This window comes from Calothrix sp. NIES-2098, assembly GCF_963875125.1.
GTDB lineage: Bacteria > Cyanobacteriota > Cyanobacteriia > Cyanobacteriales > Nostocaceae > Aulosira.
In genome coordinates this window covers 5,251,678-5,275,631 of record NZ_CAWNKJ010000001.1, presented here as the reverse complement: position 1 = coordinate 5,275,631, position 23,954 = coordinate 5,251,678, and the positions used below count along the sequence as shown (strand labels likewise).

Sequence of the window (23,954 nt, the reverse complement as noted above, 5' to 3'; positions counted from 1 at the left end):
TTCTATTTTTCAACCAATGGCAGAGTGAAGAAAAACGTACTACCTGCACCAAGAGTACTCTCAGCCCAGATTTTCCCACTATGTTGATTGATGATACTACGGCAAATTGCTAATCCTAAACCTGTGCCGCCTTTATCGCGAGAGTCAGAAGCGTCTACTTGCTGAAATCTACCAAATATCAGTTCTAATTTATCAGCTGGGATACCTCGTCCGCGATCGCGGATCTGGAATTGTACGCGATCTGTTTGCTGCTCGACGCTAATGGTAATAGTGGAGTTGGGAGGTGAGAATTTCAGGGCATTACTTAATAGATTGGTAAGTGTTTGAATGATGGCGTCAGCAGCCGCCCAAACTTGAGCGTTGGTAGGGTGGATATCAAAGCTAATATTTTGCTGTTTGGCGATCGCTTTTACTCCTGCTACTGCTTGTTGAATTAAATCAGCGGCTTCACAGGTGGTTTTTTTCAGGACAGATCGACCTGATTCTAAACGTTCCAAATCGAGAATATCGTTAACTAGGCGGACTAAGCGCTCGCTTTCGACGGCTGCAACCTCAATCATCTGCTTGGACTTCTCTGGTTTTTGGTCGTAGATACCGCTATTTAATAAGCCTAAAGCTGCTCGAATCGCGGTTAAAGGAGTGCGGAGTTCGTGGCTGACAATACTGATAAACTCACTCTTGATTTGCTCAACTTTTTGCAGTTCAGTAATGTCTTCGGCAATCCCACCAACGCGAATTATTTCCCCTCGTTCATTTTCGATCGGAAATGCGCGATCGCGAATCCAACGCATGGAACCATCAGGGCGAATGATGCGATATTTTGTATCAGATTGGCCTGTTTTTAACTGTTGGCTAAATGCCAGATCGACACGAGAGCGATCGTCTGGGTGAATAGCATCTAACCAATCAGAAAAATTCTGATAAACGCTTTGGCAACTTCTTTGCCAGATAGTTTCATAAGCCTTGCTCACGTAGAGAACTTGCCGAGTGTGAATATCTGTCATCCAAAATACTGCTTGGATGTTTTCTGCCAGTTGACGAAACTTTTCTTCGCTTTGGCGTAAAGCATCTTCGATCCGTTTGCGCTCAGTGATATCTTGGTGAACCGCGACTAAAACATCGCCGTAGTCGGGATGGCTGAATACAGAAGTCGTTGCACTACACCAAAATGGCGTACCATCTTTTTTGACATTATGGACTTCATAGGTAGCTTCACCCTGTTGTAAAACGGCAGAGCGAATGGCTTGATTGACATCTTCCGCAGTCACCGATTCATGGGCATAGTTCAATATCGAAACATGCTGTCCGTTGAGTTCGCCAGAGTCATAGCCAAACATCTGCTCAAATTTAGGATTGGCATAAACAATAACTGCATTATCGGTTCTCACTAAGCAAATGCCTTCGGCCATGTTGCGAGTTATTACAGCCTGAAGCTCTAGCATTTTTTCTGCCTGTTTGCGATGGCTAATATCAAACAACATTGAACGGCTCATGACAAAGTTGCCTGCTTCATCTTTAATTGCTGTAGCATTTAAGCTAACCCATCGCGTTCTACCATCTTTATTAACAATCTCAAACTCCAGATTATTCAGCCAACCCTGCTGCTTTAATTTAGGAAAGTTCTCCTGAAAAATCTGTTTAGCTTCAGAGGTGACAAAATCTGAAAAATTCTTGTGCAGAATTTCATCGCGGGTATATCCTAGCCACTTGAGTTCTGTGTCGTTAATCCGAATTAAATTACCCTCTGCATTTAGGGAGTGATAACCACAGGGTGCATTGTTGTAAAGATCCTCAACTTCATGTACGTATTGCTGTAAAGCTGCTTCTGCAAGTTTACGCTCGGTAATATCATTGTTGATTTCTAGGATCTTAATTGGTCTACCAGCACAATCTTTTTGTAACACCCAACGGCTGGCTAAATTAATAGGTTGAGCATCCCGGCAGAAATGAATTAGTTCTCCTTCCCAATAACCTTTTTCTAACAGTTCGGCTTCAATTTCTGCTAACGGCTGAGGATATTGGGTTTTCAAGAGCGTATGCAAGATTTGCCCTAATGCTTCGCTTTTCTTCCAGCCGTACATCTGCTCGGCTCCCTTGTTCCAAAAAGATATCGCCCCGTTGAAGTCGCGGGTGATAATGGTGTCGTGTGCCAAATCTAGTAGTTGCGCTTGTTCCTCAAGCACTTGACGCGCCTGGTGTTGTTGCATTAGTACTGCTAACAGGCGATCGTTTACTTCTGTCAATTCTAATGTGCGCTCTGCAACTCGGATCTCTAACTCTTCTTTGGCTTGTTTCAGTTCTTTCTCGGCTTGTTTGCGCTCGGTAATATCTGTACAAGTGCCGATCCACTCGCTAATGCCATCAGCATCCGGAATCGGCAAGCCTCGAACGGCAAAATCGCGGTAATTACCATCTTTCATCCGCAGGCGATACTCAGTTTCAAACAAAGTAAGATTTGTGTAAGATTCTTGCCAGCATTGCAAAGCGCGATCGCGATCTTCTGGGTGAACAAAATTCAGCCAACCCAATCCCAAGCTTTCTGCTGTGGATTGTCCGGATAGTTGTTCCCAAACCTCCGGAGCGACTATCGTCATGCCATCAGCATCAGTGCGCCAGACAATCTGAGCCGAAGCATGAACTAAGGCGCGATATCGATGTTCGCTCTGCTGTAAGGCTTCTTGGGCTTGTTGGCGTTCTTTGAGTTCAGTCTGAACCTGAGCAAACAGATCTGCTTGCTGAATCGCAATGCTTACCTGCGCTCCTAACTGCCGCAGCAGTTCAATTTCTGAGGATTGCCACTCATAAGGATCTGTGCAGTGATGGGCAATCAGTAGTCCCCACAATTCATCTTTGTTGAGTATTGGAACAGCCAGATTCGCCTTTACCTGGAAATTGGCCAGCAGTTCGAGATGACACGGGTTAATTTCGGCACGATAAATATCAGATTTCGCTGTGACTAAGCCTTCTTTAAATGGTTGTATGTAGCTTTCGCTAAAGCAAGGATCGTAGATATTAGTAGATAAGATGGCTGTCCAGTTGGCTCCCACAGATTCGACAACCACAGTGCCACTCCAGTCAGCAGAAAACTGGAAGATGATAACGCGATCGCAATTCAGGAACTGCCGGACTTCATCTACGGTGGTTTGCAGGATCTCTGGTAAATTGAGCGATCGCCGGATGCGCTGAGTGATTTCCATCACTAAACGTTGTTGTTCAAATTGCTGTTGTAGCGCTGCTTGTGTTTGTTTGTGCTGGTCGATTGCCGCGATCGTTCCTGTCATGCGTACAGGCCGATCGGCTGCATCATAAAATGCCTGTCCTCGCCCTTCGAGCCAGTGGATGCTACCATCTACCCAAATAATCCGATACTCGTGCTGGTAGCTGCTATGAGTTTTTAGCGCTCGTTGTATTGCCCGATCTACAGACTCGCGATCGTCAGGATGCAAGTAAGCCGCAAATGTTTCGTATTTACCATCAAAAGTCCCAACAGCCATGCCAAATAACTGTTCGTGTTCTGGCGACCATTTGATTTCTCCAGTCACCATATCCCAGTCCCACATCCCCATCTGTGCCGCTCCTAGAGCCATCCGCAGTTGTTCGGCATTTTCTTGAGCTAATTTTTGGTTGAGTTGTAGAATTTTCTGTTTGCTGTTGAGAAAGTTGCTGGTGAGTCGGTTAATTACTAAGGCAATCAGTAAAAAAACGCTTAACTGCAATACATTTTGTGGTTGAAATAGCCAAAATTGATATCGCGGGTAGAGAAAGAAATATTCGATTGCTAGTGCCGAAAGCACAACTGTAACTATCCCAGGAAGCGAACCGCCATACCAAGTACTGATGAGGATTGCTATATAAAAAAAACCACCAAAAATTTCAGGTAGCAGCCGTTCTAGCGAAAGTTTTAGCAACAGAGCGATCGCAGTTGAGCCAATCGCCACTCCATAGGGCAATAATCGCGAATAAAGTCTCATATTCTTTACCTCTCCCTGGCTCCTGCTGCAAAGGCTTGCTGAAGGGATTTTGCATCAGTATATGCTGTCACTCCCAGAAACGGTAAATCCCCCACTGAGCATCCTGCCACATCAATTGGTATAACTCTAAACTATTTAATATCGGCATTTCTCAATTTAGTAATACCATATCTGCTGATGTCTCAATTAGCACTTTTCAAAATCTCTGATATTAATTCAAAGCTAATTTAGCTAGGATTACTGGTTCATCATCATACAATAATCCCTGGCAACAGAATTTGTTTGTAGTCACTTGGCGTAGAGGCGGTGGCGTCTCGGAGAGAAGCGACTTGTCGTGAGACATCACAGTTGCAGAAACTGAGGAATTAGCCAGTCCAGTAAAATTAAGTCATAAGTAGGGCGGTGCAATTAATTGTATGCACAGCAAGCTTCTTAAGATTTTTATGTCCTCCACAAAAATAATGACAAATATATTATTGTTTCGATGGCGGAATATACTCCAACCTTTTGGCATCGAGCCAAGATTAATCGATCGAGCCTTTAAGCAAGTAATTGATGCTTACTCTACTCCTAACCGCTACTACCATACACTCAAACATATCGAGCATATTCTCGCTACCATTGATAGTTTACAAACCTATACCCAAGATTTAATTTCCGTACAACTTGCTGCTTGGTTGCACGATATAGTTTATGATACTCGTGCTCAAGATAATGAAGAAAAAAGCGCGGAATACGCTGATGATTTATTGAGTAATTTAGGGCTACCAATTAATAATATTGCTACTGTTAAACGTCTTATTCTCAATACAAAACAGCATCAAACTACTGCGGATGATTGGGATGGCAAAGTTTTACTTGATGCAGATTTAGCTATTTTAGCTGTTAACTCAATTCAGTATCAGGAATACGCTCAAGCGATTCGCCAAGAATATGCATGGGTTCCAGAAGCAGAGTATATTAAAGGTCGTAGGCAAATTTTAGAGCGATTTTTGCAGCGTCAGCGTCTTTATTTTACACCTTTAATGTTGGAGGTTGCAGAAGCATCTGCTAGAGCTAATCTGCAAGCAGAAATTAAAATTCTTAACGTGTAATAAATTCATAGATAATAATTTTAAGTGTAGGGTAGGTATTGCCCCACCAAAACCTGAATATAGTGGGCAATGCCCACCCTACTAAAAGGATATTGATTAAAAAAATGGGATGCTCCCTTGATAATATCTATAAATAAGTTAACGGTAATGAGAAACGTCAAGACCTTGGTCGCAAGTACCTTGATGTTATATATAAATGAGTTAAGGTTAATAGAAAACATCAACATGTTATTTATAAATGCCTTGATGTTATCTATGAATGAGTAGGCAGTAATAAAAAACATCAACATGTTGTTTATAAATGCCTTGATGTTATCTATGAATGAGTAGGCAGTAATAAAAAACATCAACATGTTATTTATAAATGCCTTGATGTTATCTATGAATGAGTAGGCAGTAATGAGAAACATCACGACCTTAGTCATAAATGCCTTGATATTATTTATAAATGGGTTAAAGTTGCTAACGAAAGTTGATTTTGAAAGCGCAATCGTCCAAGTGCTTTGAACTGCGATCCATCACGCTGAATATATCAATGCTGGAAAACAACTCTGTCACGATCGCTGAGATAAAATCAGCCCAGAATCGTCTTTTGGGTATTGCTCGCCAGACACCTGTGCTAACTTCGAGAACAGTTAATGAACTAACTCATAGCCAGGTGTTTTTTAAGTGCGAAAATTTTCAACGCACGGGGGCTTTCAAGTTTAGAGGGGCGTACAATGCATTGGTACAGCTACCTGAAGCACAAAAGCAAAAAGGCGTTCTCACCTATTCATCGGGGAATCACGCCCAAGCGATCGCTCTTGCGGGAAAATTACTAAATATCCCGACAACTATTGTTATGCCTGATGATGCGCCCGCAGTTAAGCAAACTGCTACTCGCGGTTACGGGGCTGAGGTTATTCTCTACAATCGACAAACCACCAACCGCGAAGAACTAGCGCAAAATTTAGCAAGCGATCGCGGACTGACAATCATTCCGCCTTACGATCATCCCCATGTGGTAGCCGGACAAGGTACAGCCGCTTTAGAACTGATCGCAGAAGTTGGCGAACTAGATTTGTTGTTGGTTCCTTGTGGCGGTGGTGGATTAGTTTCCGGTTGTGCGATCGCTACTAAAGCACTTTTACCACACTGTCGAGTCATGGGTGTCGAACCAGAACTAGCCGACGATGCAACCCGTTCCTTTCACAGCAAAACGCTACAAACTGTCAATAATCCTAATACTATTGCTGATGGCGCTCGTACTCCCAGCTTGGGTAAAATTACTTTCCCTTTAGTACTGCATTACGTCGATGATATGGCGACAACATCAGAATCAGCAATTGTACGTACTATGTTTTTCTTATGGGAACGCTTAAAAATTGTCGTTGAACCTACAGGAGCGCTGGCAGCTGCCGCTGTATTAGAAGGTGTGGTGAAATTACCAGAGGCGAGAATTGGTGTAATTATCAGTGGTGGAAATGTAGATCTGTCACAGGTTGATAAATTATACCAATTGATATTGTAGAACGATTTATATTTGCCGGAAACCTATGAGGCGATGGACTTGGACGAATACATCTGGAAAGGCTAAGGGGGTAATATTACCTGTAGTTAGTGTCAATTCAGTTGTGTATTCCCCATGTTTTAAGTCTCGAAAGACTTGCAACTGCAAAGACTTGAGGTTGACAACCCAATATTCAGCAATTCCGGCTTCTGCGTAGATTGCTTTTTTCTCACCTAAGTCTTTGCTCAAGGTAGAGTTGGAGAATTCGATTAAAAAGAAAATGTCTTCAGGGTAGGGATGGTGTTGTAAGTAGATTTCCCCTAAAGGTTTGACAATAGCAATATCTGGGGATGGTTCTGAATTGTTAGGCAGAGTTATGGGTTTAGCATCGCGAATTTTTGCTCGTTCGCCCAGTAGCGTGCGGAGATAATCGGCGGCTTCAGTATTGTAGTAAGCATGAGGTTCTCGTTCTGGGGGCATAACGATGAGGTCGCCGCGTAATAGTTCAATGGGCTGATCGTCAAAGATACCTGCTTCTATTGCTCGGTGATAGCGTTCAATTGTCCACTTAAAGGTAGTTACAGTCATGGTAATTTATGTAACCTTGTATTCTATCGCTGAGGCAAGAGGTGAGGAAAAGTCTGCGGGGTTTTATGAAATGCTGGCTTCTAACGGAATTGTAATCGCAAACTCGGAACCCTCACCGAGAATGGAGTTGACTTCTAGCGTGCCATTGTGTTTTTCTACCACAATTGAACGCGCGATCGCTAATCCTAAGCCGGTTCCTTTACCAACGCCTTTGGTGGTAAACAGATGATCGAATATCTTCTGTTTGACTTCATCACTCATTCCTGTGCCATTATCTTGAATCCGAATCACAACTTGCTGACCGTCGGCAGTAGTAGCTGTAGTAATTCTAATCTGGTTGGGATTGGCTTGAATGTCAGCAAAACTGCGTCCTTTGTTTGCGTCTTCTAAAGCATCGATCGCATTTGCCAAAATATTCATAAATACTTGATTTAGCTGTCCCGCATAGCATTCTACTGGCGGCAGTTGACCGTACTCTTTGATAATTTTAATTTCTGGGCGAATGTTATTAGCTTTCAGGCGATGTTTCAGAATTAAAATTGTGCTGTTGATGCCATCGTGAATATTGTAAGCAACTGGGCGATCGCTATCAGAACGGGAGAAAGTTCTTAAAGAAGTACTAATATCACAAATCCGATTCACACCTTCTCGCATGGAAGCGACTACTTTTGGTAAGTCTTCGCGGATGTAATCCAGGTCAATAGCTTCAATTTGTTTTTGAATCTTGGCACTGGGATGGAGATATTCTTGTTGATACAAATCAATCAAGCCAAATACATCTTGAATGTAGTCCAAAGCAGGTTGGATATTACCGCTAAGAAAGCCGACAGGGTTATTAATTTCGTGAGCGATACCTGCAACTAAATTACCCAAAGCAGACATTTTCTCACTCTGTACCAATTGGGTTTGTGCTTGTTGTAGGTCTTGGAATGCTTGCTGTAGGTCTTGAGAATGCTTGCGTAATTGAGCTTCAGCTTGCTTGCGCTCTGTAATATCTCGAAAATACCAAATTCTGCCATAGTACTCGCCAGAGGGCGATCGCACGCTTGTAGACCAACGATCTAAAATTCGCCGATCTTTTAAAACAACTTCATCATTACTATCTTGTTCGGGATTTTGGTAAAGATACTGTACTTTCTCTAAAAATTCTATCGGGTTTTCAATTTGCTCTATCGCCCATCCGAGAAGCTGGTTATCTTCGCCTGTTTTTAGCAACTCCTCTGGCATTTGAAAAATTTTAGCGAAGAGTTTGTTATAAAAAACTATTTTTTGATTTTCATCTACAAGTAAAATGCCGTCCAAATTCACTTCTAACTGTGCTGTGAGGATGGCTTGGATTCTTTGCTGTTGTTGTAAAGTTTCTTGTAACTCTTGGGTTTGCTGTCGCAGTTGGGTTTCCGATTGCTGGAGGTTTTGGTAAAGTTTGGCGTTTTCTAAAGCGATCGCTGCTTGCGAACAGAGGAGATTCAGCAATTCGACGCGATCGCCTGTAAATGCTCCCGCCGTCAGGTGATTTTCTAAGTATAAAATCCCAATTAACTTACCTTGATTGAGTATAGGAGTACACAAAGCACTCTTAGGACATTGGTGCAAAATGTAAGGGTCAACGGCAAAGATGGGATGATCGATCGCATTGGCAATTACCACCGACTGCAAGGTATGTTTAACGGTATTGACTAGGGTTAGGGCTACAGCTTGAGTTTGGTGAATGGGAACCGAATGCGGCAAACTAGGGAGTTGTCCGAGTTCGGAAATCGCTTCAATTACCCATTCATTGTCCTTTGGTAGCAGCAGGACGCATTTATCAGCCCCAGCATTTTCAATTAAAACCTGGAGCAGCGTATAAAGTAATTTCTCTAGCTCGATTTCGCTAGCCACGGTTTGATAAGCTTTTAAGATAGTTGCCAAATCTAGCCTAGCCGCAGCAGTATTACCCCCTGATGTAGATTTATGGGGGTGAGAAAAGGTAATTAAAGTATCGGGAATAGTTGTGTCATGGGATGAGAATGCAGGTTGCCACGGTTGCCAAATTGGTGCTAATAGTTGCGGATAATGCTGTTCCAAATCGTTAACTTTAGCGGTTGCGCCCCACCGAGTATAAGCATAGTAAGCATCAATCGTATAAGATTGGGCAATTTTTTCTTTACCCCATTCCAGATAAAATTTAGCCGCTAGTTCGTTAGCCAATGCTGCTTCTTGGATGTATTCATGTTCTTGCGCTAGGGTGATGGCGCGATCGTAGAATTCAATGGCTGCTGCTTTGTCACCTAAGACTCGATGGCGTTCTGCCTCTACCAAATAATATTTGTGTAGGTGGTTCATCGGTGCGCGATCGCTCCATTTCTTCAGCTTTTCTTGATTAGCTACCACCTTTTCTAGATAGTTTGACCGTTCAGTTGGCGTCGCTGATGAATACAACGCCAAATATATTAAAGAACTATAGAATTCTAATAAAGTAACGGCAAACATCCCAACTACACCATTAACATAGCGATCGGCTAAAGCAACGTAGTCTGCGGCTGCTTGGTATTGCCTAAATAAGTAACAGAGAATGCTTTTATTAATGTAGAGATAATAAAGGGCAGTGTAATTGTTTGTTTGTTGGTGAAGCGGCAATAACTGCGTTTCATCATACACATCTCCGACTAACTGACAGGCATTTTGAGCGCGTCCTAGCAAATTTAAAACTGTTTGCTGACAAATTCCCAAAAAATGCAAAGTGACTTCCTGTTTTAGCTGATAGATTGCTTGTCTATAGGTAGCCATCTTGGATGCTAGAGTAGCTAATTCATGACCTGCATAATAAGCATTGGTACAATACATTTGGGCGTTTAAGGCACTACTTTCTAAATCCCCCGTTTCTAAACCAACTTTATAAGCTTCTTGGAATCGTGGTAATAAACTTTGAAGAGGTTCTTGCCAATGGCTAATGAAGCTATGAACAATGAAATAAGTTCGACATTTGCAAGCAATTGCTTGAAAGCGATCGAGGATATTCAAAGCTAGTTGTCCAAATTGATAGCCAGCATCCATATCACCGACGACACCGCAAAGCACCAACCCATAATCTGCATAAGAAAATGCACAAACGGCACAATTACCATCAGCAATGGACAAATTAATCTGTTGAAAAATTAGCAATGGCATCAGTGTCGAAGCTGCTTGATAAGCAGAGGGAACCATTTGAGTTAAAATCCGCATCACTGCTAGCTTTGCCGGATCGGTGATGGTTGGTGCATTTAACAAGTTGGGAATTGAAAGGTTTTGCCAAGCCAGCAGAGTTTGCTCTAATGCTTGCCCAATATCCGCAAAAGTCGGCTGTTCGGGAAACTCTACCCCTAATAGCTGTAGCACTTGTAAGCCAATCTGCACGGATTCTAATAATCGACTTTGAGCTTTGGCAGCTAGCATCTTAATTTCATACACCCGAATCTTTTCTAATAAGTTGTCAGTCCGGTGCAGAATTACTGCTGCTAGTTGTTCCATTTGCAGATAATTCGTATTTAAATAAGCTGCTTCGGCGGCGGCTTCATACAAAGTTAAAGTCAGGTAATACTGAGATTGCCAGCTATCCTCTGGTAATAGCTCGATTCCGGTTGTTAAATACTCGATTGCTGCACCATAAGCTGTTGCAGATTTAGCTTTCCGAGCCGCAGTCAAATTTAACTGAATTAGTTGATTGCGCTCTGACTGGGAAATAATTAAGCTGCGACCAATATTTAATTGATTAACAATTGCAAATATTTTTTCTTCCCAGACTGCTTCGGGAGTATTTTCTAGTAATATTTTTCCAATTTTTAAGTGAGTGGATTGTTTCTCCTCATCAGGAATCAAGGAATAAGCTGCTTGTTGGACGCGATCGTGTAAGAATTTATAACTACAGGAATTAGGAGGATTTATTTGCTCTGGTGAATTTTGAATTCTGAATTCTGGCTCTCGATCGAACTTATAAACGTCACTAGTAGGAATTATTAATCCTTCTTTCAAGACTTGCCACAGATTTGTTGCAGTTTCCAATACAGACATTTCACTCACAATTGCTAAAGTCTGCAAATCAAACTGATTTCCAATACAAGCAGCTAATTTTAAAACTGTTTGGGCGATTAAGGGCAACTTTTGTAACTGAAGTGCCATAAATTCAACCACATCATCGCTTAAAGCCGATACTCTAACCTGAGTAATATCAAATTGCCAATGTTGTGCTTCCCAGTTAAATGTAATATGTCCCTCTTCATGTAATGCTTTGAGAAATTGAGTGATAAAGAAAGGATTACCTTTGGTTTTGCGATCGACCCATTCGATGAGGGATTCCACAGCAGTAACTTGGCAATTCAGCGTATCTGCAATTAACTGATTTACCGCACAGTGACTTAATGGTAGTAGGGTTATCGCGTTCACTATTGCCCCTGTTTTTTGAATGCTATCCACAGTCAACATCAAAGGATGGGCAGGGGAAACTTCATTATCGCGATATGCACCAATTACTAACAGATGTCTTCTTTCCTGCATTAACAGTTGCAGTAAATTCAGCGATGCGGAATCGATCCACTGCAAATCATCCAAAAACACTACCAATGGATGTTCTGCGGTAGTAAAAACTTGCACAAAGTTTTGAAATAGTAAATTAAAGCGATTTTGGGCTTCACTACCAGCAAGTTCTGCGGCTAGGGGTTGTTTACCAATGATGTGTTCGAGTTCAGGAATCACCTCGATTAATACTTGCCCATTCTCACCCACAGCTGCCAGGATTTTGGTTTTCCATTGTTGCAGCTGGCGATCGCTTTCAGATAGCAATTGCCCAATTAAATCGCGAAAGGCTTGCAAAAAAGCAGAAAACGGACTATTACGCTGAAACTGGTCGTATTTACCTTTAATGAAATAACCCTGTTGCCGCACAATTGGTTTATGGACTTCATTAATTACCGCAGTTTTGCCAATGCCTGAGAAACCAGCTACGAGGATGATTTCTGTATCACCTGCGCTAACTCGCTCAAAAGCGTTGAGGATTGTTGCTACTTCCTTTTCCCGTCCGTAGAGTTTTTGCGGAATCAAAAAGCGATCGCATATATCGCGCGTTCCTAATGCAAACGGCGTAACTGTACCATTATCTTGCCACTGAAGCCAACAATTTTCTAAATCGAACTTCAGCCCTAAAGCACTCTGATAGCGGTCTTCGGCATTCTTTGCCATCAACTTGCTAATCAATGCAGACAATACTTCTGGTATTTCGGGATTAATTTGGTGAACCGGAATCGGCTGCTTGGCTAAATGACAATGCACCAACTCAATCGGATTTTCGGAAACAAAAGGTAACTTTCCGGTAAGCAATTCATAAAATGTCACGCCCAGAGAATAGAAATCGCTACGATAATCAATTCCCCGGTTCATCCGTCCCGTTTGTTCAGGTGACAGATAAGCCAATGTACCTTCCAGCGCTTTGAGATTCTGAATTTCTTGAGTTTCGTGAGGTAACAGCGAAGCGATGCTGAAATCTATGATTTTGATTTGCTGAGTTTCTGGGTTGATTAGGATATTAGCTGGCTTGAGGTCTTTATGTATGACTCGGTGTTGATAAAGTCCATCTAGGGCTTCTGCTATTTGAATTGCTATGGGAAAAAATACAGAAACTCCCAGTTTGCCATTTTGCTTTAGTATCTGCTTTAGCGAAATGCCGCCAAAGTCTTCCATCACCAAGATATAGGATTGCTCATAAGGTTCCAGCGCTAGAGGTTTAATAATACTGGGCAAGTTGAGATTTTTCGCAATCGCATATTGATTGCGGAATTGTACGAGTTCGTTATAAGTGGGAAAATTATTCCGCAGCATTTTGATGACTACGGGAGTGCGATCGCACTCCCGCACAGCCCGGTACACCAAAGTTCTGGAGCCTACGTAAAGTTGCTCTGCGATTTTATACCCTACTAGCTTGGTGATTGAGTCCATGAGTCTGAAGAGCCAACTACACATCCTTACATCATTTAATATGCCCATCTGGAGGTGTAGGCAGATAAGGGAGAAATTTTGACTCTGCCCCAATACCCTAACCTATTGAACCTTTTGCTTTGCCATCCGGTCTAATAAATACAAGCTACAAACGGGTGGAGGAGAGAGCCTCAGGTGTTAGTTGTGCCAATAAAACTTTCAAAGAATAGGCAATTCCCCAGCAAATCCGCAAGCGAATCTGATAGTTATCTAGTACAGCAGTGCTTACAAGGTGATATTCAAAGCTACGGGCTGCTTTATCGTCGCCATCAGCAACGGGTGAGAGTAATCTTACATCAATGCGAACCATCTAGCCTGGACGATCTAGTGCAGGAAGTATTTTTGAGGGCGTGGAAAGGATTGCCTAAGTTTCGGCAAACTGCAAAATTCTCGACCTGGCTGTATCGCATTGCGTGGAATTTAGCTTGCAATCAGCGACAAGCAGAAGTTCAACGACGGAATCAATTACAGGCGCTTACGGTACATACTCCTACCCAGCAAGATGCTCCAGATTTGATGGCGCTGCATTATCAAGACTTGGTGCAACAGGGGTTGGTTAACTTAAGCTTTGACCATCGCACGATACTAGTTTTGCATGACTTGGAGGAAGTACCACAAAAAGAGATAGCAGAAATCTTGGATATTCCCCTAGGAACGGTCAAGTCCAGATTGTTCCATGCTCGTGCTGCTATGCGTCAATTTCTCCAACAACAAGGAGTGCAACTATGACTCAGTTTTCCGATGATGACCAAAATCTGGTGAATTTTCTTGGGAAGCATCGTCCGCCTCTCCCCCCAGCTTCCCCTGATTTGGAACGACAGATATTACAACAGCTGCAAACTTCCGCAGTTAAACCTCAACGCCGTTCTCCACGGCTGTGGTTAGTTCCACCTGCGATCGCGGCTTCCTTATTAGCTGCTGTAATTAGCTACCGTGTCTTAGTCCCAGCTAAACCCAGTGCAGCTGAACTAGCTAATTTGGAAGCTTTCATTGATAGTAATTGGCAAGGCACTGTCAGCGAATATACAGGAAGTTATGTATGGCATTTTACAGATTATAGTACCGAGCAATCTACTGAATTCTAGGAGATAAATTCAATGTTTTTACGTCGTTTGTCTCTGATAGCAGTGACGATCCTGGCTCTGGGTGGTGCTAGTGCTTTTGCCCAAGCTAGTGGTTCCTTTTTACCTCAAAACTTGGCGCAAACTCCCACAAATCTACCACCTAAGCGCCGCCCACAATCGGGTTGGCTTCAAGAATTGAATTTGACATCTCAACAAATTCAACAGATTAAAACAATTCGCAGCCAATCCCAAAATCAAATCAAACCCAAAAGAGAAGCAGTGCAGCAAGCACAGCAGGAATTACGCGATTTATTAGCCGGACAAGCCTCTAAAGAACAGGTACGGACAAAATACAACCAACTGAAAGTTCTCAGACAACAGCTTGCTGATGCTCAATTTGAAAATACCTTGGCAATTCGTGAAATTTTGAGTCCAGAGCAAAGACAAAAGTTTGCCGACCATCTGTATAAGCCAAAACGCAATTATCCTCAGCGTCCAATTCAGTAAAAATAGCCGTATGAATGCAAAGCCGAAATTCTTGGTGATGTCGCTGGTGATTTTCCTCTTAGGAGTTACACCCAGTAATGCTGCACCTCAAGCTGTCGATCCGAAAATTCTACATATAATCAACCGTCTCAGTTTTGGGCCTCGCCCTGGAGATGTGCAAAGAGTGGAGTCTATTGGTGTAGACCGCTACATCAAAGAGCAACTCTCACCTGAGAGTATACCTGAATCGGCAAGCCTGCAAAGCCAACTGGCGCAGCTAGAAACTCTCAGCTTAAATCCAATGCAATTGTTGGCTTATGGTGTAACTGGGCAAAAACCCAGCCCCGAAGCCAAGAAAGCTGCCCAGCGAAAAATTAGAGGAGTGCTGCAAGAAGCAATTCAAGCACGATTATTACGCGCTACTAACAGTCCAAGGCAACTCCAAGAAGTGATGGTGGACTTTTGGTATAACCATTTCAATGTGGATGCAGCTAAAGGGCGCGATCGCTTTTGGGTGGGAGCCTACGAACAACAAGCCATCAGACCCTATGCACTGGGGCGCTTTCGCGACCTTCTAGGCGCAACGGCTCACCATCCTGCTATGCTGTTTTATCTAGATAATTGGCAAAATACTGCTCCTGGTAGTCCTGGTTCCCGTGGTAGATTTCAGGGTTTAAATGAAAATTATGCCCGTGAGTTAATGGAATTACACACTCTCGGCGTCGATGGTGGCTATACTCAGCAAGATGTCATCGCTTTGGCAAAGATTTTGACTGGTTGGGGAATTGCTCGTCCCAATCAAGCTAATAATAATAGTTTCGGATTTTACTTCGACCCCAAGCGCCACGATGATAGCGATAAAGTTTTTCTGAAAACCACTATCAAAGGTGGTGGCGAGAATGAGGGCGAACAAGCTTTAGATATTTTAGCGCGCAGTCCCGCCACAGCCCGTCATATTAGCTACAAATTAGCTCAGTATTTTGTCAGCGATCGCCCACCTACAGCTTTAGTTAATCGTTTAACACAGCGCTATCTCGCCACTGATGGGAATATTCGCGCTGTCCTCGATACTCTCTTTCACAGTTCGGAATTTTGGGACACAAAAAACTTTAATGCTAAGTTTAAAACGCCTTATCAATACACAATTTCTGCGGTACGAGCAACAGGTATTGAAGTCAATAACACAAAACCAATATTCACTTTACTACAACAGTTGGGGATGCCTGTTTATGGTTGCCCCACTCCAGATGGTTACAAAAACACAGAAGAAACATGGTTGAATCCTGATGCTATGACTCGTCGCCTTAACTTTGCGACTGCGATCGCTAGTGGCAGATTACCGCTATCCAGCGTACCAACTTCAAGGAACGCTGCTAATAATGTACCGGGAGTCTCTCTACCACCCGTGAAAGTAAAACCATCTCCTGTCGATAGCCTGCAACTCACAAATACATTAGGTAACTCTTTATCTACTAAAACTCAAAGTGCGATCGCTTCTAGTCCGCCCCAACTTCATGCAGCTTTAATTTTGGGTAGTCCAGAATTTATGCGTCGTTAGCGGCAAAATCTCAAATTTGCCGCAGATCCAAGGACAATTTTTTGAGCTAAATGAACAAAAATTCTGTTTCCCAACTGATGGGTAAGTTCTAATAACTTCACAGTCCGAGTTTAGAACAGGAAATTCCAGCTTCAGAACTCGACAGTCCGAGTTCGGAACAGCAAACTTCGACTTCATCACTCGACAGTCCGAGTTCGGAACACCAAACTTCGACTTCATCACTCGACAGTCCGAGTTCGGAACACCAAACTTCGCCTTCATCACTCGACAATCCGAGTTCGGAACACCAAACTTCGCCTTCATCACTCGACAGTCCGAGTTCGGAACACCAAACTTCGACTTCATCACTCGACAATCCGAGTTCGGAACCTCAAACTTCAGCCTCAGAACTCCATACACGATACTTAAAAGCAAAATGATATGAAAAGACGCAACTTTCTTCTCCAAGCTGGAATGTTTTCCGCCTCAGCCATCGCCGCGATCGGAACTAATGCTTGGGTTGCAAGATCGGCTAGCGAGAATAGCAATCAAAAACGCTTGATTGTGATTTTTCTCCGGGGCGCAGTTGATGGCTTAAACGTAGTGGTTCCTTACTCGGAGACAGCTTATTACCAAGCAAGACCGAAAATTGCAATTCCTCAACCGGGGAAACAAGGAGGAGTTTTAGATTTAGACGGTCGCTTTGGCTTGCATCCAGCGTTAAGTTCTTTGATGCCCCTCTGGCAGCAGGGTAATCTAGCATTTGTCCATGCTTGTGGTTCTCCCGATCCCACTCGCTCCCATTTTGATGCTCAATATTATATGGAAAGCGGCATTCCTGGGACAAAAAAGACCGGGGATGGTTGGATGAATCGTTTATTAGCTACTATCTCCAACAAAGCGCCCATCCAAGCAGTCAGCGTAGGCGAAACAATACCACTAATTTTGCATGGTCGGATGTCTGTAGCCAGCTTACCATCAGGAAGAAGAGGTAATAATCCTCTGTCATTGGATCGTCCGCAAGTCGGGGCAGCCTTTGACCGACTTTATACTGGCAATGATAGCTTGAGTCAAACTTATCAAGAAGGACGGATGGCGCGTCAAGCTATTTTGAAAGATTTGGATGATGAAATGAAGATGGCAAATAATGGTGCGCCATTACCGGATGCTTTTGCCAGAGATGCCCAACGGCTAGCCCGACTGATGGTGAAAGACCCGAAAGTTGAATTAGGGTTTATGGCTGTGGGTGGCTGGGATACCCACGTTAATCAAGGTGGAAGCCAAGGACAATTAGCCCAGAGGCTAAAAAAATTAGCTGAGGGTTTGGCTGTGATGGTACAAACTCTAGGGCCAATTTACCAAAACACAGCAATTGTGGTCATGTCTGAGTTTGGTAGGACAGTACAAGAAAATGGTAACGGTGGCACAGACCACGGACATGGGAATGTAATGTGGGTAATGGGTGGCAAAGTGCGCGGTGGTAAGGTTTATGGAGACTGGCCGGGATTAGCAACAACCCAACTTTACCAGCAGCGAGATTTAGCGATCGCTACCGATTTTCGAGATGTGATTTCTACAGTATTAGACCGTCACTTACAGCTTGACCACAAAACACTAAATCTTGTTTTGCCTAGTTATACGCCAACTCAAAAATTAGCTTTAATTTGACACATTGAGGGTTTTGCTAAGATTGGTTACATAATTTAACATCGCGTTTTTTATTTGGGCGCACACTTTAGCATCATTACTTATGCAAACTGCGATCGCATCCAATCAAGAACAAGTAACTCGATTGTTTTCTAACCTGGAATTTAATGGAAAACAGCTAACTCATCAACCTGGTAGTGTTTTAGGAAGTACGGCGCTGGTTGCGGGAACGACTGTTGGTGCAGGGATTCTGGCGTTACCTGCGGTGACTTTACCATCTGGCGTTGTCCCATCTACAGTCCTACTAATTGCTATTTGGTTATACACCTTAGTTTCCGGGTTATTAATTGCAGAAGCCACCGTCAATACTATGCGTTTGGCAGGGCGTCCGAGTGTCGGGATGTTGGCGATGATTGAGAACACTCTCGGCTTTATCGGTGCGCGAATTGCTGGCGGGACTTACCTGTTTTTACACTATGCCCTGCTAGTAGCATACACCGCCCAAGGAGGAGAGATTTTAGGCTCGGCGATCGCCAAATTATTAGGCGTGCAAAACGTTATCCCTGCATGGGTGGGTACGACCGTTTTCACACTTTTATTTGGTGGGATCATGTATTTTGGGCGAGACAAGTTTGTGGAAAAACTCAATAGCGTGTTTGTTGCAATTGTCTTAGCGTCATTTGTCGGCCTATTGTTGTTGGCAGGCGGCCAGGTTAAAACTACACAATTTTTCTTTCAAAATTGGAGTGCTGTAGGTAGCGCCATATCAGTAATGTCTGTAGCGCTGTTTTACCATAATATTGTGCCCGTGGTAGTGACTCAGCTAGAAGGCGACACCCAAAAAATTCGTCAGTCTATTTTTATTGGTTCGGTAATTCCCCTGATGATGTTTCTAGCTTGGAATGCCGTGATTTTGGGAAGCGTCAGCCCAGAAATTATCCAGAATACTGCTGCTGGTAAAACTATCTTTGACCCTTTACAAATTCTGCGATCGGGTGGTGCGGGAGAATGGTTAGGAGTATTAGTCTCGATTTTCTCCGAGTTTGCGATCGCCACATCATTCATTGGATTTGTCTATGGTTTGCTAGATTTTTTCCAAGAAATTTTCTTAGTTACCAGAGTCAAATTTTCTAGCCGCCTACCACTTTATTCGATGGTTCTGTTACCTCCCATGAGTTTCGGGGTAGTCAATCCCAACATCTTTTTTACTGCCCTAGATTATGCTGGAACCTTCAGTATCTCAGTTTTAGGCGGAATCATTCCCGCATTGATGACTTGGAAGCAACGACAAGGACAGGAACGCGCCAATAAAATTCATCAACCCTTAGTCCCAGGTGGTCAAGCGACACTGATTGTCATGATTTCCCTTGCCTTAGCCATCATCGCCAAACAAATTTGGTCAACAATAATTACTAATTCGTAATTTGTAATTTGTAATTTGTAATTAAACTCAGGATTGCGGCAATAACCAATAACCAATATGGATAATCGCTTAATTAAAATCAGCAAATACCTGAGCAAACATCTCCGCCACCAACCCGATCGCATTGGCATTAAACTGTCTCCTGGTGGCTGGGTGAATGTGCAAGAACTGATTACAGCCTGTGCTAATAATCAATTTCCCATCACCTTAGAAGAATTACAGGAAGTAGTCGCCAATAATGATAAACAACGCTTTTCCTTTGACACTACAGGCACGCTCATTCGTGCTAATCAAGGACATAGCGTAAAAGTCGATTTACAGTTACAACCAGTGATTCCCCCAAACGTGTTGTATCACGGTACGGGACACAAGTCTGTGGAATCGATTATGCAAGCAGGACTCACCAAAATGTCGCGGCACCACGTACATTTATCACCAGATATTGCCACAGCCCAAGCGGTCGGCGCAAGACATGGAAAACCCGTAGTTTTAGCTGTAGATGCAGCAGCCATGCATCAAGTAGGCTATCAATTTTACTGTTCGGATAATGGTGTTTGGTTAGTAGATGCCGTACCCCCGGAATATCTGCAAAAGCTTTGAATAATCCCCAAGCCAACCTCTGATAAAAGATAAACAACAAATGACCAATGACCAATGACAAACAATCAATTAACTGACAAATAGCCGCACAGGTTTATTTTGTAGCTGAGGAACAATCAATTTCACTCGCTCAACTACAGAAATCATGTATTGATAATCCGGTATATTTCCATTGGGTATATAACCTACTTGTTGGGCTAAACCTGAAGGAAACTCACTCATGACTTTGCGGATGTACTCTTGACGATTTCGTTCGATATTCGGCCCAATCAAAACTACACCTGCTGGTACATAGTGTGGATCTGTGTAGAGTACGCGAAACTGAGTCTGCGATAACTGAGAACTGTAAAGATTATATTCCGCGATTGAGACAGCACCAGCAGTAGCTTTGCCGACAGCTACCCATTCCATTACTGTTTTGGGTGTAGGTGCAGAAATGATTTCAGCTACTGTTAAACCATAAAGATTGAACAGTGGGAAATAATATCCTGTTGCTGAACCTTGTTGACCTAGCGCTACTGTTTGACCTTGTAGCTGTTTCAATTCTGAGATTGGGCTATCTTTGCGCACTACGAAAATTGAGCGCAAATTACTTACACCCACTAAAGGAAAAAGCGGAACGTATTGGTAACGTGCGATCGCAATTGCTGCTAAACCTGGTGGTGCAAATACCAAAGACCAAGCCCTTGCTTCCAGTCGCTCAATTGCTTTATTTTCATTAAAAGCAGGCTCTAGCCTAATGTGTGATTTGGTTTTTTCAGCTAAATAGCGATTGAATTTCGTGTATTGGGTAATTATATCTTCTCCGCCACCATAGCTAATAGTACCGATAGTTAATTCACCATCAAACTGAGCCTTTGGTTGGCATCCATTCACAGCCCAAAACAGCATTTGTAACAGAAAAAAACGGCGAGATAATTTCCAAGACATTAGTAATTTTATTTATATAAAATAATCTGGATCTTATGCTTAAATATGGTAAGGACGATTAATATTCAACTAGTAAATTAATATTTGTTTACTTTTAAAGTATCTGCTATAGACCAGCTATAAGTAAAGCTATAAATACAATTAGCTAAGTTAAGTTTTCGTAATCATCTGTAAAGTTTTGTCTAGAGACAAGAATTATGCTTAAAAAGATAAAAGACTTTAAAATTGGTACTAAGTTCAACTTGCTTTTGATCGTAGTTTTCATTATTAGCATTGTAATTAGTGGTACAGCTTTCTCAACTGTACTCCAGCGAAGAGCGCAAACAGAAGTAGCAGAAAAAGCACAGATTCTAATTAAAACGATGAACTCAGTGCGAAAATATACACAAGATAACGTCAATCCGCGACTAGCACCTGAGTTGGAAACAGAACCAGTATTTATCCCAGAAACAGTACCAGCCTTCTCTGCGACAGAAGTGTTTGAAAATTTACGCAAGAATGATGAGTATAAAAACTATCTTTATAAAGAAGCGACACTAAATCCTACCAACTTAAGGGATAAAGCAGATGGTTTTGAAACTCAAATAGTAGAGCGATTCCGTAACAATTCCAAGCTACAAGAAATTGCCGATTTTCGTGACGTTCCTGAAGGAAAAGTATTTTATATTGCGCGACCCTTGGCTATTACACAAGAGAAATGTTTACGCTGTCATTCCACCCCAGAACAAGCGCCTAAAAGTCAGTTAACCACTTATGGCTCAAATAATGGTTTTGGCTGGAAACTTAATGAGGTTGTTGCTGCTCAAATTATCTCTGTTCCTTCAGAAGAGGTATTTAATAGCGCTCAACAGACTTGGATATTGATTATGGGACTATTAATTGCAATTTTTGCGGTTGTAGTTATTTTAATCAACTTCTTGATCAAGAAAACGGTAATTGAGCGCATTAAGAGAATAGAAAAAATAGCTCAACAAGTCAGTACCGGAGACATGGAAGCTAACTTTCATGACGATCATAAAGATGAAATTGGTGGACTGGCAGCAGCCTTTAATCGCATGAAGTATAGTTTAAGAATAGCTATGGATATGTTGAATCAGCAGGGGCAGTAATAATGATTAAATCAAAAAATAATTCACTTACTATTCTAAGAAAGTAGACGTTGCTCAAATTGCAAAGCTTTTTGGCGATCGGGAATTTGTGATGACAACAGCTTGACAAGTTCTGGATGAGAAATTTGGGGAAAAGATCTTACTGCTTTTTGAACCAAGAATTTACCAATTGGCCCAATTAAATTAACTAATTCTTGTTCGCATCGACTTACAAATTCATTGCTAATGGCTGGGGTTTCTGGAATTTGTGAAATATTTTGCTTACTTTGCTGAGATTGAGTTTGACTAGTAGTTTCTCTAAGAATTAACTTTGACCTCTCTTGAAACTCCGTTTTTTGTTCTCCTGCAAGATGCTGTGTCAAATTGTCGATTACATCTTGATAATTACTTGCTGATGCTGCTATTTTCCTTAACAAAGTTGGTGCTAAAGGGCCTACTAATTCCAAAAGCATCTTTTCTAAGTGCTTGTATTGTTCTGGGCTGAGAATAGAAGCTGTTGACTGTCCTGTATTTTGTTGAGGAAATGTAGCTTGGGGTAGCTGAATAATAGATAATGGCGGTTGTGTAAATTGATTGTCGATTTCAGTCTCAATATTAGTACTGCGTAACGCCTCTAGTACTTCTGTAGCTGACTGATAGCGCTCTTTAAAATGGTACAACACCATCTTAGACAGTATAGATGCTAAACAAGAACTGACGTTAGCTTCCTGTTGCCAGAAAATTTCTCCTGTATTCGGGTCTTCCTGAAGTTGTCTAGGATGTAAGCCTGTTAATGCTTGAATTGCAATAATACCCAAAGAATAAATATCGCTGTTAGGGCGAGGTTTGCCTTGTCCCTGTTCTGTAGCCATATACCCAGGGGTACCTATGGCAATAGTAGTTTCTATATGTCCTGAAATAGCTGTTCTGAGTTGAGTTTGAATTTGCTTAACTGCGCCAAAGTCAATCAATACTAACTTGCAGTCGTTTTGTCGCCTAATAATATTGTCCGGCTTAATATCTCTATGAATAACTTTATGGCTGTGAACAAATTCCAACACACCCAATACTTGTTGCAGTAGTTGCACAACTTGTTCTTCTGTCCAGCGTCTACCAGGTAATAATTCCGCTTTTAGCGAATATCCTTGAATAAACTCTTGCACCAAAAAGAACTCTTGGTTCTCTTCAAAGTAAGCTAACAGCCGCGGAATTTGGTCGTGATGACCCAATTTTTCTAGTGTTTCTGCCTCACTAGTAAATAACCGTCTGGCGGTTGCAAGGAATTCAGGATTTTGAGTGAAGGGTTTGAGATGCTTGACAACACACCTAGGAGAACCGGGTCGGTGAGTGTCTTGGGCAATATATGTTTGACCAAATCCTCCTCCTCCGAGGACTTGGAGGACTTGATAACGCCCATCTAGTAAACTTCCTAACATAAGTATGACTCGTCTAAGTCCTCACCTTAATCTTTACATATGTATCAGCGTTGGTAGATATTATGAAGCAACAAACCCTAGATAAAATAAACTTGATGTCTAGTTTTGGTTACTATTTCTTGAGTTGCCTTGCTAGTAGAACAGTAGGTGGTAAATAAAGATCCCCTGACTTGGATTGAGCCAATTTCCTGGCAACTTCTTTTCGCAGCCTTGTCTCACCCTTTGCTTCTAGAAAACAGTACAAAAACCGTTTCCAATACAGTAGTTTCCCAAACCACTACTTCTTTTGACTGAACTCAGCAGCAGTACTAAGGTTTTTTTGATTTCACTCATCACGTACATCCATACCATGAGTACAGATAAAAACAAGCTGTCAGATGCAACGTCAATTTTAATCATTTAACCCTCAGTAATTGTGGAGTGCGTTAGCTGTAACCCTACGGGGAAGCAAGCTACGCGTAGCGGACGCACCAGAAGGCTTTGGGGTAGCGATCGCATATTTTCCGAAGGGGCATCAATTGTAAAACTTACAGTTAGCTTGATTTCAGGCAACAAACTGCTAATTTTACGCATCTTATTCTATATTGCAAAATCCACAATTGATGCATTTAGTAATTAA

General features: G+C 42.3%; 17 protein-coding genes. 10 read left to right on the top strand and 7 right to left on the bottom strand.

Going from position 1 to position 23,954, the window contains the following annotated elements:
* Window positions 1-2: 2 nt before the first annotated feature.
* A complete protein-coding gene (locus AACU33_RS22215) occupies window positions 3-3,971 on the bottom strand; it encodes a PAS domain S-box protein (RefSeq protein WP_096590701.1) in 3,969 nt (1,322 codons plus the stop codon).
* A 461-nt stretch (window positions 3,972-4,432) separates the two neighbouring features.
* Between AACU33_RS22215 and AACU33_RS22210 the strand changes: the two genes are divergently transcribed.
* Both AACU33_RS22210 and AACU33_RS22205 read left to right on the top strand, forming a co-directional pair.
* Window positions 4,433-5,065: an HD domain-containing protein gene (locus AACU33_RS22210; protein ID WP_339376211.1), complete on the top strand. Its 633-nt coding sequence runs from the start codon at window positions 4,433-4,435 to the stop codon at window positions 5,063-5,065.
* Between the two features lie 535 nt (window positions 5,066-5,600).
* Window positions 5,601-6,575, top strand: coding sequence for a threo-3-hydroxy-L-aspartate ammonia-lyase (locus AACU33_RS22205; RefSeq protein ID WP_096590698.1), 975 nt, complete (start codon window positions 5,601-5,603; stop codon window positions 6,573-6,575).
* Window positions 6,576-6,581: 6 nt separating this feature from the next.
* Here AACU33_RS22205 and AACU33_RS22200 read toward each other — a convergent pair whose 3' ends face one another.
* Together AACU33_RS22200 and AACU33_RS22195 are read right to left on the bottom strand one after the other, a co-directional pair.
* Window positions 6,582-7,142 (bottom strand): Uma2 family endonuclease, encoded by a 561-nt coding sequence (locus tag AACU33_RS22200; protein WP_096590697.1) that lies wholly within the window; start codon window positions 7,140-7,142, stop codon window positions 6,582-6,584.
* A 63-nt stretch (window positions 7,143-7,205) separates the two neighbouring features.
* Window positions 7,206-13,085: a trifunctional serine/threonine-protein kinase/ATP-binding protein/sensor histidine kinase gene (locus AACU33_RS22195; RefSeq protein ID WP_096590696.1), complete on the bottom strand. Its 5,880-nt coding sequence runs from the start codon at window positions 13,083-13,085 to the stop codon at window positions 7,206-7,208.
* 183 nt (window positions 13,086-13,268) lie between these two features.
* Between AACU33_RS22195 and AACU33_RS22190 the strand changes: the two genes are divergently transcribed.
* Genes AACU33_RS22190 through AACU33_RS22175 form a run of 4 tightly spaced genes read left to right on the top strand, consistent with a single transcriptional unit; the run spans window position 13,269 to window position 16,232 of the window.
* Window positions 13,269-13,853, top strand: a complete 585-nt coding sequence (locus tag AACU33_RS22190; protein WP_339376210.1) for a sigma-70 family RNA polymerase sigma factor — start codon at window positions 13,269-13,271, stop codon at window positions 13,851-13,853.
* A complete protein-coding gene (locus tag AACU33_RS22185) occupies window positions 13,850-14,209 on the top strand; it encodes a hypothetical protein (RefSeq protein ID WP_096590694.1) in 360 nt (119 codons plus the stop codon). The genes AACU33_RS22190 and AACU33_RS22185 overlap by 4 nt, the downstream gene beginning before the upstream one ends.
* A gap of 12 nt (window positions 14,210-14,221) precedes the next feature.
* Window positions 14,222-14,695, top strand: coding sequence for a Spy/CpxP family protein refolding chaperone (locus tag AACU33_RS22180; protein ID WP_096590693.1), 474 nt, complete (start codon window positions 14,222-14,224; stop codon window positions 14,693-14,695).
* A 10-nt stretch (window positions 14,696-14,705) separates the two neighbouring features.
* Entirely contained in the window at window positions 14,706-16,232 is a 1,527-nt protein-coding gene (locus tag AACU33_RS22175; protein WP_096590692.1) for a DUF1800 domain-containing protein, read from the top strand.
* 97 nt (window positions 16,233-16,329) lie between these two features.
* On the opposite strand, the gene AACU33_RS22170 is transcribed toward AACU33_RS22175, so the two are convergent.
* A complete protein-coding gene (locus AACU33_RS22170; protein ID WP_339376209.1) occupies window positions 16,330-16,587 on the bottom strand; it encodes a hypothetical protein in 258 nt (85 codons plus the stop codon).
* A gap of 65 nt (window positions 16,588-16,652) precedes the next feature.
* Here AACU33_RS22170 and AACU33_RS22165 point away from each other — a divergent pair, with 65 nt between their 5' ends.
* The 3 genes from AACU33_RS22165 (at window position 16,653) to AACU33_RS22155 (ending at window position 19,881) form a co-directional block, all read left to right on the top strand.
* Window positions 16,653-17,879 (top strand): DUF1501 domain-containing protein, encoded by a 1,227-nt coding sequence (locus AACU33_RS22165; RefSeq protein ID WP_096590691.1) that lies wholly within the window; start codon window positions 16,653-16,655, stop codon window positions 17,877-17,879.
* An 82-nt stretch (window positions 17,880-17,961) separates the two neighbouring features.
* A complete protein-coding gene (locus tag AACU33_RS22160; RefSeq protein WP_096590690.1) occupies window positions 17,962-19,281 on the top strand; it encodes an amino acid permease in 1,320 nt (439 codons plus the stop codon).
* Between the two features lie 57 nt (window positions 19,282-19,338).
* On the top strand, window positions 19,339-19,881 hold the full coding sequence (locus AACU33_RS22155; RefSeq protein WP_096590689.1) for an RNA 2'-phosphotransferase: 543 nt from the start codon (window positions 19,339-19,341) through the stop codon (window positions 19,879-19,881).
* 69 nt (window positions 19,882-19,950) lie between these two features.
* On the opposite strand, the gene AACU33_RS22150 is transcribed toward AACU33_RS22155, so the two are convergent.
* Window positions 19,951-20,811, bottom strand: a complete 861-nt coding sequence (locus AACU33_RS22150; protein ID WP_096590688.1) for a phosphate/phosphite/phosphonate ABC transporter substrate-binding protein — start codon at window positions 20,809-20,811, stop codon at window positions 19,951-19,953.
* 197 nt (window positions 20,812-21,008) lie between these two features.
* Here AACU33_RS22150 and AACU33_RS22145 point away from each other — a divergent pair, with 197 nt between their 5' ends.
* Complete coding sequence (locus tag AACU33_RS22145) at window positions 21,009-21,920, top strand: c-type heme family protein (RefSeq protein ID WP_096590687.1); 912 nt, start codon at window positions 21,009-21,011, stop codon at window positions 21,918-21,920.
* A 35-nt stretch (window positions 21,921-21,955) separates the two neighbouring features.
* Here AACU33_RS22145 and AACU33_RS22140 read toward each other — a convergent pair whose 3' ends face one another.
* Together AACU33_RS22140 and AACU33_RS22135 are read right to left on the bottom strand one after the other, a co-directional pair.
* A complete protein-coding gene (locus AACU33_RS22140) occupies window positions 21,956-23,335 on the bottom strand; it encodes a serine/threonine-protein kinase (RefSeq protein WP_096590686.1) in 1,380 nt (459 codons plus the stop codon).
* A gap of 399 nt (window positions 23,336-23,734) precedes the next feature.
* Window positions 23,735-23,908, bottom strand: coding sequence for a hypothetical protein (locus AACU33_RS22135; RefSeq protein ID WP_339376208.1), 174 nt, complete (start codon window positions 23,906-23,908; stop codon window positions 23,735-23,737).
* Between the last annotated feature and the right edge of the window lie 46 nt (window positions 23,909-23,954).

Coding starts and splice junctions, on each gene's coding strand:
- AACU33_RS22195 (WP_096590696.1), bottom strand. CDS start 13,085: ATGGACTCAATCACCAAGCTAGTAGGGTATAAAATCGCAGAGCAACTT.
- AACU33_RS22210 (WP_339376211.1), top strand. CDS start 4,433: ATGACAAATATATTATTGTTTCGATGGCGGAATATACTCCAACCTTTT.
- AACU33_RS22185 (WP_096590694.1), top strand. CDS start 13,850: ATGACTCAGTTTTCCGATGATGACCAAAATCTGGTGAATTTTCTTGGG.
- AACU33_RS22155 (WP_096590689.1), top strand. CDS start 19,339: ATGGATAATCGCTTAATTAAAATCAGCAAATACCTGAGCAAACATCTC.
- AACU33_RS22200 (WP_096590697.1), bottom strand. CDS start 7,142: ATGACTGTAACTACCTTTAAGTGGACAATTGAACGCTATCACCGAGCA.
- AACU33_RS22215 (WP_096590701.1), bottom strand. CDS start 3,971: ATGAGACTTTATTCGCGATTATTGCCCTATGGAGTGGCGATTGGCTCA.
- AACU33_RS22165 (WP_096590691.1), top strand. CDS start 16,653: ATGAAAAGACGCAACTTTCTTCTCCAAGCTGGAATGTTTTCCGCCTCA.
- AACU33_RS22180 (WP_096590693.1), top strand. CDS start 14,222: ATGTTTTTACGTCGTTTGTCTCTGATAGCAGTGACGATCCTGGCTCTG.
- AACU33_RS22135 (WP_339376208.1), bottom strand. CDS start 23,908: ATGCGTAAAATTAGCAGTTTGTTGCCTGAAATCAAGCTAACTGTAAGT.
- AACU33_RS22175 (WP_096590692.1), top strand. CDS start 14,706: ATGAATGCAAAGCCGAAATTCTTGGTGATGTCGCTGGTGATTTTCCTC.
- AACU33_RS22160 (WP_096590690.1), top strand. CDS start 17,962: ATGCAAACTGCGATCGCATCCAATCAAGAACAAGTAACTCGATTGTTT.
- AACU33_RS22140 (WP_096590686.1), bottom strand. CDS start 23,335: ATGTTAGGAAGTTTACTAGATGGGCGTTATCAAGTCCTCCAAGTCCTC.
- AACU33_RS22150 (WP_096590688.1), bottom strand. CDS start 20,811: ATGTCTTGGAAATTATCTCGCCGTTTTTTTCTGTTACAAATGCTGTTT.
- AACU33_RS22205 (WP_096590698.1), top strand. CDS start 5,601: ATGCTGGAAAACAACTCTGTCACGATCGCTGAGATAAAATCAGCCCAG.
- AACU33_RS22145 (WP_096590687.1), top strand. CDS start 21,009: ATGCTTAAAAAGATAAAAGACTTTAAAATTGGTACTAAGTTCAACTTG.